At 53.0% G+C, this 12,489-nt stretch carries 9 protein-coding genes and 1 pseudogene; all 10 read left to right on the top strand.

The features are described from left to right. Positions 1-11 precede the first annotated feature (11 nt). Complete coding sequence (locus tag XI25_RS09945) at positions 12-455, top strand: hypothetical protein (RefSeq protein ID WP_046678462.1); 444 nt, start codon at positions 12-14, stop codon at positions 453-455. A 325-nt stretch (positions 456-780) separates the two neighbouring features. Next, on the top strand, positions 781-1,431 hold the full coding sequence (locus tag XI25_RS32065; protein WP_235439803.1) for an HNH endonuclease: 651 nt from the start codon (positions 781-783) through the stop codon (positions 1,429-1,431). Positions 1,432-1,582: 151 nt separating this feature from the next. Continuing rightward, complete coding sequence (locus XI25_RS09935) at positions 1,583-1,801, top strand: DUF378 domain-containing protein (RefSeq protein WP_046678461.1); 219 nt, start codon at positions 1,583-1,585, stop codon at positions 1,799-1,801. A gap of 468 nt (positions 1,802-2,269) precedes the next feature. After that, positions 2,270-3,191 (top strand): annotated as a pseudogene (locus XI25_RS09930) (ABC transporter permease). A 17-nt stretch (positions 3,192-3,208) separates the two neighbouring features. Beyond that, a complete protein-coding gene (locus tag XI25_RS09925; RefSeq protein WP_046678460.1) occupies positions 3,209-4,117 on the top strand; it encodes a carbohydrate ABC transporter permease in 909 nt (302 codons plus the stop codon). Positions 4,118-4,159: 42 nt separating this feature from the next. After that, positions 4,160-5,770, top strand: coding sequence for an extracellular solute-binding protein (locus tag XI25_RS09920; protein WP_046678459.1), 1,611 nt, complete (start codon positions 4,160-4,162; stop codon positions 5,768-5,770). Positions 5,771-5,994: 224 nt separating this feature from the next. Then, positions 5,995-7,383: an alpha-L-fucosidase gene (locus XI25_RS09915; RefSeq protein WP_046678458.1), complete on the top strand. Its 1,389-nt coding sequence runs from the start codon at positions 5,995-5,997 to the stop codon at positions 7,381-7,383. A 67-nt stretch (positions 7,384-7,450) separates the two neighbouring features. After that, complete coding sequence (locus tag XI25_RS09910; protein WP_046678457.1) at positions 7,451-8,737, top strand: alpha-L-fucosidase; 1,287 nt, start codon at positions 7,451-7,453, stop codon at positions 8,735-8,737. A 106-nt stretch (positions 8,738-8,843) separates the two neighbouring features. Beyond that, positions 8,844-9,866, top strand: coding sequence for a carbohydrate-binding family 9-like protein (locus XI25_RS09905; RefSeq protein ID WP_046678456.1), 1,023 nt, complete (start codon positions 8,844-8,846; stop codon positions 9,864-9,866). Positions 9,867-9,877: 11 nt separating this feature from the next. Beyond that, positions 9,878-11,341, top strand: a complete 1,464-nt coding sequence (locus XI25_RS36180; protein ID WP_327204761.1) for a transglutaminase-like domain-containing protein — start codon at positions 9,878-9,880, stop codon at positions 11,339-11,341. Positions 11,342-12,489 lie beyond the last annotated feature (1,148 nt).

Here is a 12,489-nt window from a genome sequence, read left to right as displayed (position 1 = left end):
AGGTAATGGAAATGGCAAAGTTTTGGGCAGCACTGCTATCCTCGCTGTTGATTTGTCTGGTAGGGGCTTGCATGGATTATACGCCGGTTGATTTGAGGGAAGCGGGAATTTCATATCCTTCGATGTTCCGGCTGTTTCTATCCGGGTGGATCATCCTGTTTCCAATGTATCTGGTTCTCGGCATTCCCTTGTCCATGCTGATCGACGGCATTCTGCTCCGTTTTTTTGAAGGCGCGCCCAAGTGGGTTCTCCCATGGATGACTCCAGTGACTTATCTGCTGGGCGGCGTGGCTGCAGGCTGGTTATTCTCCCTGTTTACCGGAGTGGGCGCATGGGATGCATACAAGTGGCCCTTTATGCTGGGAACGATTATATTCTGGGGATTTCAGGAAGCCTTCAAGCTGCTGGGGAAACGGATCGGAAGCTCAAGCGTCCGCCACCGCAGAAGCATGTGAGTGAAGGCCTGCTATTTGCGGTATAATGATCAGGGAAAACACACTTTCACCATAAAGGGTTTGGGGTGACCAGCCGGAGCATCTCCGGCGTTAATGCCGATGAACGAAATGAAACAACCTATGGATCAACAACATAAAACGTGCGCTTCTTGCGGAAAAATTCAGCCTTTGTCCGAATTTCGACGGAGAACCGGACGCCGTTCCGGGCCGAATGCAAGACGCGGGATGTGTCGCGATTGCCGCAGGAAAAAAAAGTTCTGAGTCTGAGAATACTTCCCGCTCGGCGGATGCTTTGAAATCGGGCGAACCGGGGAGCTTGCCTCCCATGGAAGAACGTTCGGCCGTAGATTCGGGGGCTGTTCAGCCCGGGGAATCGCCCCAGCAGCTGAGCCGTTCGCAAAAACGGAGGGCTGCACGGAAGCGTGCCAAGGCCCGTGCCGCCGCGCTTGTCCCGTCGGCTCCTCAGGCTGTCCTTAAAGAAGCAGCAAAGCCGCTCATCCAGGGAAAGAGCCGTCAGCCGGTTGAGCGAAGGCATCATCAGCCGCCCAAACCGCCCCGGCCGGTCCGGGCCATGGCTGCTTCCGGCCATCCGGACCCGTATGATGTCTCGCAGCTTGTGCCGATGCGAACCGGCGGTATCCGTATGCGCGGAAAAACCGATAAGGGACGGCGCTGGCAGCAGGATATCGATCTGGAGCTGGCCGTTATTTTGGTCATGGAGGGTGCCGCCGTGGTCGTGAACCGCCACACGATCCGCCGTTTGTATACCAACAAGGGATTCCGGCAGTATGTTCTGGAGCGGGATGGGTACACATGTTATTTTTGCGGGAGGTACGGCGATACGATTGACCACTTGCTTCCCCGGGCCAAGGGAGGCCATACGACTCCCGTCAATTGCGTCTGCGCCTGCATGGAGTGCAATCAGTCCAAGGCGGACCGCGACCTTGAGGATTTCATCCATTCAAGCCGTTCATAAATCTCCGGATCCTAGCCATGGGCCGGAGATTTCTTTTGGCCGGCATGACTAAATTATGAGAATTTGGGGAAAATTGTTTATAGAATGCCCATTGAGGTTCGAATACCTATGAAATACGCTTCTACAAATCTCCAGAGAAGGAGGAATCCGCATGAAAACATTTAACACGATCGCGCTGCTTTTGCTCATTATCGGGGGAATAAACTGGCTGCTCGTCGGCCTGTTCCAGTATGATCTGGTTGCTTCCATTTTCGGAGGACAGGATTCAGCCGGAGCCCGCGTTATTTATACGATTGTCGGCCTGTGCGCACTCTATTCGATCAGATTCTTCGGGGATGTGACAGAGGATCGCCCTTCATCTGCCCGATAGAATCCAGCATGGAACGTCCCGATCGTTTTGCACGACAATAAAATGATACGCGGAAGATCCAAGCAAGCCGTCCGGGGAAACTTCTCCGGATGGCTTGTTTGTGTTGGGCGTAAACCTTTAAAATGAAGTAATATGTCGAATAAAGTCGAAATAACACAGTTTCAATCCAAATTGTCAAAATTGACGAAGTCCGAAAAAAACGCTTACATTTCGGTCAAAAACAACACATTGTCAAGTTGTCAGAAAGGGTTGTCAACGGGGATAAACCCTTGATATTACTGGGTTTTTCGGGGTGCAACAATGACATATTTACGGCTTTCGGGATCGTCGGATATCGTAAGTGTGTAAGCGTTATCACGTTTTGCATGCTGTGAGTAACGTAACAGACAGAAGAATTAAAGAACGATTTAGGAAAGGGGTGATCCTGTGCAGGATACCAAAGCTGCCGTCAATAGCAGTCCGGGGTTGATGCCAGGGAAGAGAAATAAGGGTTTGTGGAAACGAATCGCCCAGAACTGGGAACTGTACATTTTTATTGCACCCGCATTTTTTTTACTTTCTTATTTTCTCTTACGGACCGATGTACGGCATTCAAATCGCGTTTAAGAATTTCATTCCAACGATGGGGATTACGGGAAGTCCTTGGGTCGGTTTCGACCACTTCGAACGCTTCTTTGATTCCTACTATTTCTGGGACCTGATATGGAACACGCTAAGCATCAGCTTGTACGAACTTGCCGTCGGATTTCCGATTCCGATCATACTGGCCTTGGCGTTCAATGAGGTCCGAAACGGTTTCTTTAAAAAGATGGCCCAAACGGTTACTTACGCGCCTCACTTTATTTCCGTCGTCGTTATGGCGGGGATGATTATCACCTTTCTCTCGCCATCGTCGGGAATCGTGGTTAATATCATCGAAGCGCTCGGATTTACCGCACCTGATTTTTTGACCGATCCTAAATGGTTCAAGACGATGTACGTGTTGTCAGGGGTATGGCAGAGTGCGGGCTGGGGCACCATTATTTATTTAGCGGCGCTTTCGGGCGTGGATCCGGGCCTTCATGAAGCAGCCGTTATCGATGGCGCCTCGCGTTTCCAACGTGTCCGCCATATCAATATCCCGACGCTCATTCCGACAATGACCATTCTGTTGATCCTGAACATAGGCAGCCTTCTCGGGGTCGGATTCGAGAAAATCCTGCTGCTGCAAAACCCGCTCAACATGAGCTCGTCGGACGTTATTTCAACATTCGTTTACCGCTCGGGGCTTGTGGATGCCCAGTACAGCTTCTCGACAGCCATCGGTTTGTTCAACTCCGTGGTCAACGCGGTTCTGTTGATTGTCGTGAATCAGATTGTCCGGCGTACGAGCGAAAACAGTTTGTGGTAGAGAGGGGGAGAACCTGAATGCTGTCAGGCGTTAAAGAAACGGGACGGGATAAAATATTTCTCGTATGCAACTACATTTATGTATTTCTTGCTTTTGCAATCGTGATCTATCCCTTGATTTATATACTTAGCGCATCCATCAGCGATCCGAAGCTGGTCGCTTCCGGGGATATGTGGCTGTGGCCCAAAGGGATTACCTTCGACGGGTACAAGAGGGTGTTTGAGAACACTAGTATTTGGATCGGATACGGGAATACCATTCTTTATACCGTAGTCGGAACCACCATCAACCTGTTGGTGACCCTGCCGGCGGCGTATGCCTTAAGCCGAAAGGATTTTGTCGGACGGAACTTCTTTATGGGCATGTTCATGGTGACCATGTTCTTTGGGGGAGGACTTGTCCCTACCTACCTGCTTGTCAAGGATCTCGGCATGATCAACACGATGTGGGCGATTGTCATTCCGTCGGCCGCATCGATCTGGAATATTATCGTATCCCGGACCTTCTTCCAGAGCTCGATTCCGAAGGAACTGCAGGAGGCTGCCCAGATTGACGGATGTACCAACATGCGGCTGTTCATCAAAATCATCCTGCCGCTGTCGATGCCGATTATTGCGGTCATGGCCTTGTTCTACGGGGTCGGTAACTGGAACAGCTACTTCTCGGCACTCATTTATTTGAACGATACGGCCAAATACCCGCTGCAGCTGGTTCTGCGCCAGATTCTGGTTCTGCAGGAGATGGCCGCTCAGGGTGGAGGAGCCATCGATACATCAACGGCTGCTGCGCTGAACAGCAAGGCGGAAATTGCTGCCCTCGTCAAATACGCAGTCATCATCGTGGCTACGGTTCCGGTCATTGCCATTTATCCGTTCCTTCAGCGTTACTTTGTGCAAGGTGTCATGATCGGTTCCGTAAAAGGCTGATCTTGCCATAGCAATACCAAATTTAAAAGGGGAGTTGTTGTCATGAAAAAGCTTCGCCAAGCGTCATCCATTCTACTTTGCCTTACGTTATCCGCAAGCTTATTGGCAGCTTGCGGTGCATCCAAGGGCGATGAGAAAGGCTCTTCCGCTACAGGATCGGCTACTGCCGAAGGCGTTAAGAAAGAAGGCTTTCCGATTGTAGAGAAGCCGGTGACCCTTAAGGTTATGTCGCAGGATGCAGGGGTAGCCGATTGGAATACGATGCCTGTACTGCAAGAGATGGAGAAAATGACAGGCATCAAGCTGGAGTATCAGCTCGCACCGATCGACAGCTTTGAAACGAAAAAGAATCTGGTATTTGCAAGCGGCGATTTGCCTGATATTTTCTACGCGGCCGACCTCAAACCTGCCGAACAAGTGAATTACGGAGCCCAAGGCGCTTTGATTCCGCTGGAAAAATACATTGATGAAGGCTATGCGCCAAACATCAAGAAAATCTTCGACGAGAATCCGGACATTCGCAAATCGTTTACAACGCCTGACGGACACATATACGCACTGCCATTCATCGATGCCGCAGCCGTATGGTACAGAGGCCCGATGTGGTATAACGGCAAAATGCTGAAGGCGCTTAACGTAGCCGAGCCAAAAACAATAGAGGAACTGTATACGTTCTTGAAGCGCGTCAAGGAAGAAGATCCTAACGGCAACGGCAAAAAAGACGAGATTCCGTTGACTTCCGTGAAATTGGATGATCTGCGCATGTACTTCTTCGGCTTCTGGGGAATGTACAACGAAGGCATTTATGCCGACAAGGACGGCAAGGTCCATTACCCTTATCAAGAAGAAGGTTACAAAGGCTACTTGACGTTCATGAACCGCTTGTGGAAGGAGGATCTGCTTGACCATGAGACCTTCTCCCAAACGCCGGACCAGAAAAAAGCCAAAGGGGAAAAGAACCAGGTCGCATTGTTTAACGACTACCATCCTTACTTCACTTTGGGAGGCGAGCCTAGCGACGAGCATCCATTGATGACGCCGGTGAAGAGCGAGATTGAGGGTTCGCCGGTATACGGCAAGCATCCAGGCATCTCTGCCAGAGGCACCTTCGCCATTACGAGCAAAAACCCAGCTCCGGAAGCAACCATGCGCTGGATCGACTACCTGTACAGCTATGAAGGCTCCACACTGTTCAGCCAAGGTCCTGAGGGCACCCTGTGGAAATACAAAGACAAGGAAAACCGCGTAAAAGAATGGCTTCCTGTTCCTGGCGGCGGCGACCGTGAAGAATACCGCGGCAAAATCACGCCGAACTACGGCATTTTGACACCGGGTATCAATGATCCGGAAGTCGCGAAGGGCCTTCGTACCGAGTTTGACGAGTGGATTGACAAGCAAAATGAAGAAAAACTCGTACCGATCGGCAAATCCCCGTTCCCTAACGTTTATTTGACAAATGAACAGCAAAGCGAAGCGACTGCATTAATGTCCGATCTTGACACGTATGTGAAGCAGATGGAAGCGAAGTTCATCACCGGACAGGAACCGCTCGAAAACTGGGACAAATATGTAGCGCAAGTTAAAAAAATGGGCGGAGACCGGATCGTCGAGCTGTACCAAGCAGCGTACGACACTTGGAACTCCGGCAAATAAACCCGTTCATATGAAACCAGCTGGAACGACTTCCAATCTTCCCTATCCAGGAAGACGACGTTTCTCGCGGGAAACCTAAGCCAACATACCCCGGTCAGCTGTGACCGGGGATTGGCTATTATTTTGAAAACACGCTAATAAATTCAATGCTTATTGATATCCGGGCGATATTGCTTGTAACAGGCACGTTAAGCGGATAGTCAAAGTAATGGAGGGAAGAGACCATGGGAGATGTCCATCAGGTAGAACAGGAGCAGGAATCCGTAGTAGAGAAGGGCGTCCATAATTACAGTTCGGAGGATTCCTGGGTCAAGCCGGAAGATCCGTTGCTGCTGGAGCGTTTGGAATGGTTCAAAGACCAGAAGCTGGGTCTGATGATGCACTGGGGGCCCTATTCGCAGCTGGGGCTAGTTGAATCATGGGCATTAAGCGACGTGGATGAGGAATGGTCACGCAATGAAATCGACTGGGACATCGATGCGGAGGAATTGAAGAGGCAGTATTTTGATTTAAACAAAACGTTTAACCCTCTTCGCTTTCAGCCTGATTTGTGGGCTGACCTGGCCGCCGATAACGGATTCAAGTATCTGAATTTCACAACCAAGCATCATGACGGCTTCTGCATGTGGGATACGCGTACGACGGACTATCGCATCACAGGTCCGGATTGCCCGTTCCATGCGCATAAATATGCCGACATTACCAAACAGCTGTTCAATGCTTTTCGTGCAAGGGGTCTTGGCATCTCGGCCTATTTCTCCAAAGCCGACTGGCACACGCCGTATTACTGGGCACCGGGGATGAGACCGGGGACAACGACATCCAGAGGCCCGACCTATTCCCCGCAGGAGTATCCTTGGCTGTGGGAACAGTTCGTCCAGTTCACCCATGAGCAGATCATGGAATTGATGACGAATTACGGGCGAATCGATGTGCTGTGGCTGGATGCCGGCTGGGTCAATGACTATCGCGAACAGAACATCCGGTTGGGCGAAGTGGTGGAAAAGGCCCGGAAAATCCAGCCATGGCTGCTATCGGCGGACCGTACTGTCGGCGGACCTTACGAAAACCTGATCACGCCGGAGCAGACGCTGCCCGAGCGCGCGCTTCATGTGCCTTGGGAGAGCTGCATCACGATGGGCTCCGCCTTCTCTTTCCGGTATGAGGATCATTACAAGTCCGTTCGCGAGCTTATTCATCTTCTTGTGGAAATTGTCGCAAAAGGCGGCAATCTCGCTCTGAACGTGGGACCGCAGCCGGACGGAAGGCTGTCCAAAACCGCGATATCGAGGATCAAAGGCATGGGGGCATGGCTGGGCGTCCATGGGGAAGCCATTTACGGAACGCGCATTTGCGAACCGCATTCCGCTGGCCGGTTCCATTTCACCAAGAAAGGCGACACGACGTACGCCTTCTGCCTGTACAGGGACGAGAACGAGACCGTTTCCGAAGAGGTTGTTCTGCCGATTCGGGCAGACTTCAGCCGCATCGATCTGGTGGGCGGCCAAGAAATGCTGGAATACCGCCGTATCGAGGAAGGTATCGCCGTCCGGCTTCCGGATCGGGAACGGCAGGGGCTGGCACCGATTGCGCATGTTTTCCGGATGCGGTAGTTGGTGAAGCTTGCATAGAGAAAGGAATCATCGGATTCGAATTTTTGGGGGAGAGGTGCGATAGGGTATGCAGAAATGGTTTGAGGACGCAAAACTGGGGATATTCATCCACTACGGTATTTATGCGGTGGATGGGGTTTCGGAATCATGGTCCTTTTATAATGGGAGAATGTCCTACGAAGATTACATGAAACAGCTGGATGGCTTTACGGCCTCCAAATTCGATGCGGACAAGTGGGCTGACCTGATTGAAAAATCGGGCGCGAAATACGCGGTGCTTACGACGAAGCATCATGACGGCGTGGCGCTATGGGACACGCAGTACAGCGATTTGAACGTAGTTAAGAAAACGCCGGCCAAACGGGATATCATCAAGGAATATGCGGAAGCGATCGCCAAAAGAGGCATTCATCTGGGCATGTATTTCTCATTGATCGACTGGTCTCATCCTGATTATCCTAGCGTATTTGAAGGCGGCAAGGTTCCGGAGGATCTCAGCAAGGTCAACCCGCATTCCAGTCCGGTGGACGGTGTTCAGGATGAAGCGAAATGGCAGAAATTCCTGGAGTTCAACAATAACCAACTCCGCGAGATCCTAACCAATTACGGCAAGGTGGATCTGCTGTGGTTCGACGGCGACTGGGAGCGGAGCGCGGATCAGTGGAATTTGCCGGAATTCAAGCATTACCTGAAGTCATTTAACCCGGATCTCATCATCAATTCCCGCCTTCAAGGCCATGGGGACTACAAAACGCCGGAGCAGGGGATTCCGATCACGAGACCGGAAGGCCCTTGGGAATTCTGTACGACCATCAACTCCTCGTGGGGGTACGTGCCGACCGATAACAAATATAAAACACTAAACCAGATTATCCGGATGTTCTGCGATTGCATCTCCATGGGCGGCAACATGCTGCTGGACATCGGTCCCCGGGAGGACGGGACGATCGATAAGAGACAGGAGGATATCCTGCTCGGGCTGGGAGATTGGATCCGCACGCATGAAGAGGCCGTTTTCGGAACGGAAGAAGGCATCATGACCCGTTATTATCTGGGGGGAAGCACGGTCTCCAAGGACAGAAAAACATTATATCTGTTCATCTATGACGATCCGAAAGAAAACGTATGCCTCAAAGGGCTATGCAACCCGATCAAAAAGATTACCGTTCTTCATTCGGGCAAAGAACTTACGCATGAAATCCACGGCGGCGTCCCTTGGTTCAACATTCCGGGCACGACATGGATCCATATGACGGCTGAGGATGCGCACGAACAGGTGACGGTCCTTAAACTCGAATTCGACGAGGAGCTGGAGATGTACGGCGGCTCGGGCGCCGTCGTAACCCATAACTGACAACTTCAGGGGGCCGGGTCCGCGAACCGGTCCCAGCCCCCTGTTTATCTTTTCTATATTGAAGAAGCATTATAATTCACCATAAACAATAAGGCAGGGGAAGGCAATGAATTGGAGTGGAGTGCCGGAGCCGAAGATCGAATACGCTCCCAAACATTATATATGCGGACGCGCCAAAGGGCCGCTCGTATTGGACGGCCGCGTGGACAAGCCATTCTGGACGGCGGCGGACTGGACGGATGATTTTGTGGATATCGAAGGCGATCTTCGTCCAAGGCCCGTAAAGCAGACCCGGGTCAAAATGCTATGGGACGACGAATACTTTTACTTTGCGGCGGAGATGATCGAGGATCAGATCTGGGCAACGCTGACCGAACGGGATTCCGTCATTTTTTATGACAAGGATTTCGAAATTTTCATTGACCCGGACGGGGATACGCATCAATACTACGAGTTTGAAATCAATGCGCTGAACACGGTATGGGATCTGCTGTTGGTGAAGCCTTACCGCGACGGCGGCCCTCCGGTGAACGCATGGGATATCAGCGGCCTGAAAACGGCCGTGCATATCGATGGCGAGCTGAACCGCCCCGATGCAGACAACCGGAAGTGGAGCGTCGAAGTGGCGATCCCTTGGTCCGTTCTGCGGGAATGCGCAGCCGAAAGCCGACCGCCAATCCCGGGCGAGTTCTGGCGCGTGAACTTCTCCCGCGTCGAATGGCAGACGGAGGTCCGGGACGGCGAGTACCGCAAGGTGCTGAATCCGGAAACGGGCAAACCTTATCCGGAAGACAATTGGGTATGGTCGCCGATGGGGCTTATCAATATGCATTATCCCGAGCTGTGGGGATATGTTGTGTTCGCGGACAACGACACGCCGCAAATCTTTGAGCTTCCGCAGGATGAAATGATCAAATGGGAGCTGCGCAAACTCTATTACCGCCAGCGCAATTACTTTGAAGCCCACGGCAAGTTTACGGAAGACAAGAAGCAGCTCATGGGCGACGATTCGTGGACCGTCGATCCCGTGATTGAAACGACCCGCAGCTTGTTCCAAATTACGGCTCCGTCCTCCGACGGGGAGGGCGTGTTCTGCATCCGCGAAGATGGGAAGTTATGGAAGGAGTGAGGCAGGTGGAAATGAAGACATCCGCTTTTTCCCTGGATCCGCAAATGCTGGAGCTCATAGACCGTAAATTCCGCCAAAAGCGTCGGCTGGCCAAGTCAAGGGAACAGGAGCTCTTCGGCATCTTCCAAGATAACCTGACGGAAGAGGAGACCTGGGCTTTAAAGTACTTATACGCATACATGCCGGTCAATGATATGGCGGATTATGACGGGACCTTGTTTCTGAGCCATGTCCGGAAGACGCTGGAGATACGTGCTCAGGTGCCTTGGGGAGCGCGCGTGCCGGACCATCTGTTCCTTCATTTCGTGCTGCCGTACCGTGTGAATACCGAGAATATCGAAGACTCCCGCGGCATTCTGCATAACGAATTAGCCGGACGGACGGCGAAGTTATCGATGAAGGACGCGATCAAGGAGACCAACTACTGGTGCCACGAGAAGGCGACGTACATCGGAAGCGATCTGCGGACGATGTCGCCGCTCACCATGATCCGGAATGCGCGTGGACGCTGCGGCGAGGAATCGACCCTGGCGGTGGCCGCGCTTCGCAGCATCGGCATCCCTGCCCGCCAGGTATACACGCCGCGATGGGCTCATTGCGACGATAACCATGCCTGGGTAGAGGCATGGGCCGACGGAAGTTGGTACTACATCGGCGCTTGCGAACCGGAGGCTCGTCTGAACCAAGGGTGGTTCAGTCCGCCGGCACGCCGTGCCATGCTGATCAACACGCGCATTTATGCGGATTATCCGGGGCCGGAGGATATTACCCTCGCCGACGAGTGGTTTACGGAAATTAACTTGTTGGAGAACTATGCGCCTACACGGCTGATCCATGTCACCGTGAAGGATGAGCAGGGCGTACCGGTAAGCGGGGCCGAGGTTCGCTTTGAAGTGTACAACATGGCCGAGCTGTACCCGATCGCTTCGCTGCCGACGAATGACCGGGGAGAAGCCTGCTTTAAAACGGGATTCGGCGACCTGCTGATTCGCGCCGTGAAGGACGGCCGGTGGGGCGAAGTTAAACATTCGGCGGATGACAGCCGCTGCGAGCTTATTCTGGGCTCCATCGAACAGCCGACCGGAACGGTGGATTTCGACATGGTGCCTCCGCCGGAGCGTGAAGGGGAAGAAGCCGAGGCTCTTTCCGAAGAGCAGATCGAACGTCATAACCGCCGTCTTGAAGAAGGAACAAATATCAGGACCGGATATGAAAAAAACGTTCCTGGGCGAGGACGAGGCCCGTCAGATCGCTCAGGCAGCCGGACTTCCGGCGGACCGGGTCTGGAGCGTCATACAGAAAGCCCGCGGGAACAGCCGGGAAATCGCCGCCTTCCTTCAGGAACGTTCCGGAGCGTACGGAGAGTGGCCGCTGCGCCTGCTGGAAACCCTGAACGAAAAGGATTTGGCCGACACCTTCCGGCCCGTGCTGGACGATCACCTGAAAGGCGCTTTGGCCGAGCGGGGAGAACATGACGAGAAGACGTTTAGCGAATATATTCTCTGCCCGCGGGTATTGCACGAAATGATCGTGCCTTATCGGCAGGCTTTCCGGGAAGCTTTTGCCGCCGACGATATCGCGGCGTTCAAGTCCGTTCCCGGGGAGCTGGCCTTTAGATTGGAGCAGGAATTCGCCCTCTGGGAGGATCTTCCGAACCTCAAGGGGAAAGGAAATCCCCTCGGTACTTACCGTTTGAAAACGGGAGATCCGGTGTCTCTTGGCATCTTGTTTGTTGCGCTTTGCCGCAGCTTGGGCATTCCGGCAAGGCTGCACCCGAGCGAGCAGAAGCCGCAATATTTCAAAAACGGCAGCTGGGAGAATGCCGAATTCTCGCTCCTTTCTTCCGTACGGCAGGAGGCCAAGGCCTGGGGAAGTCTCCGGCTGTTCCGCGATCCCGAGGCAGAGCAGGCCGCTTCTTACTCGGAAAACTTCACCTTCGCCCGCCTTGAGAATGGAGTATACAAAACGCTGGTCTACCCTCATGGCAAGACCGACGTGTATGATGAGCCGTTCGAGGTGGAGCCGGGGGCGTACCGTTTAACTACCGGCATCCGTCTGAAGGACGGTACGGCAAGAGTGCGCTTTTCCTATTTCACGGTACATGCGGGGCAGCAAACCGACGTTACCTTGACCTATCGGGAAACGGAGGCCGATATCCCTGTGCTCGGTACGTTTGAACGCAGCAGCGCCCTGACCTTCCTGGACGGAAGCGCGGTAAACTGGGAGGAACTTATCGGAACCGAAGGTGCCCTCGCCGCGTGGATCGAGCCTGAGCGGGAGCCGACCAAACATCTATTCCGCGAATTGGGCGAGCTGGCCGGGCAGTTTGACGATCTGGGAGCCCCCGTCGTTCTAGTCGTCGGCGATTCCGAATGGACGGCTTCATTCAATCCCGGCCATTATCCGAAGCTGCCGCTGCGCACGGTGGTTGTACGGGATTCGACCTATGCTTCCCTGCCTGGGTTTCTATCCCAGTCCCCGGCTCAAGAAGCGGGCTTCCCTCATGTCTTCGTGCTGGACGGCCAAGATCAAATCCGGTATACGGCTTCGGGGTACAAGCTCGGCACCGGGAAAGAAGCCCTGCAGATATTGTCTGCCGTATATAAGATTCAAGCAACTTAGA

Origin of the sequence: Paenibacillus sp. DMB20, from assembly GCF_000987955.1 — a bacterium.
Lineage (GTDB): Bacteria > Bacillota > Bacilli > Paenibacillales > Paenibacillaceae > Paenibacillus_AQ.
This window is presented reverse-complemented; position numbering and strand designations above follow the sequence as displayed.